Genomic DNA, 863 nt, shown 5'->3' on the forward strand with positions numbered 1-863 from the left:
CTTGAACTGGCCTATACCGATAATTTAGTTAAATGGGGTAATACCAGCGGGCTGATCGCTGATAGCACTGCCTGGAATTTTGTGGTGCTTACCTATTCGCCAACAGGGGTAACAATCTATTTGAATGGCGTGCCTTCCACGTTCAATAGCGGCCCAATGCCTGTTATTGACCTGTCGCAGTCGGCTTTTTTCGTAAACAGGGATATTCACGGGCAGGGCGCCTCTTATCATGGAGCCATCGATGAAATCAAGTTTTACAATTATGCCTTAAGCCAGAACGAGGTAAGGGAAAAGATGCACCTGATACAAAGCAATGCGCCTGCCGAAACCGGGTTGCTGAAATATTTCCAGTTCAACCAGTACAACAGCGCTGCCGGCACGGTGCCCGATCTCATGAGCGACTTTAAAGCCATCATTCCGGGTAGTGCATTTATCACAGCATCCACTGCACCGGTTGCTTCAGGGAGCGTGTTCCGCAAACCCGATGTGAGTACAGGCGGCCAGCATAGTTTCCCGGGTACAGGTATCGATCTGTTCCTGAAGAATGGCGCTACCTATCCTAATGGCGAAGTAGTGGCGTTTAAGCTCAATTCGCCACCCGACACGAAGCCTGACGGCCTTTCTTTAGCACCCCGTTCCAACTATTTCATTATAAATAATTACGGCAGTAACAAAGCCTTTACTGCACCCGACAGCATCCGGTTTAGCAGCGGTAATATTGATGCCGCTCACGGTATAGCAGATTTTAATTTATATAGCCGTGCTTCCGGTGCATGGGGCGATACCTGGGCTTCGCAAATCAGCCGGTCAACCGGTTTTAAATCTGTGAGCGGAAACAGCACCATCACTTTCGGCACTGGTAA

At 49.2% G+C, this 863-nt stretch carries 1 protein-coding gene; it reads left to right on the top strand.

The annotated features are described in order from the left end of the window. Positions 1 to 863: LamG-like jellyroll fold domain-containing protein (locus tag A3860_RS05475; protein ID WP_143773964.1), on the top strand; the 863-nt coding region annotated here is incomplete at both ends.

Origin of the sequence: Niastella vici, assembly GCF_002077945.1 — a bacterium.
Lineage (GTDB): Bacteria > Bacteroidota > Bacteroidia > Chitinophagales > Chitinophagaceae > Niastella > Niastella vici.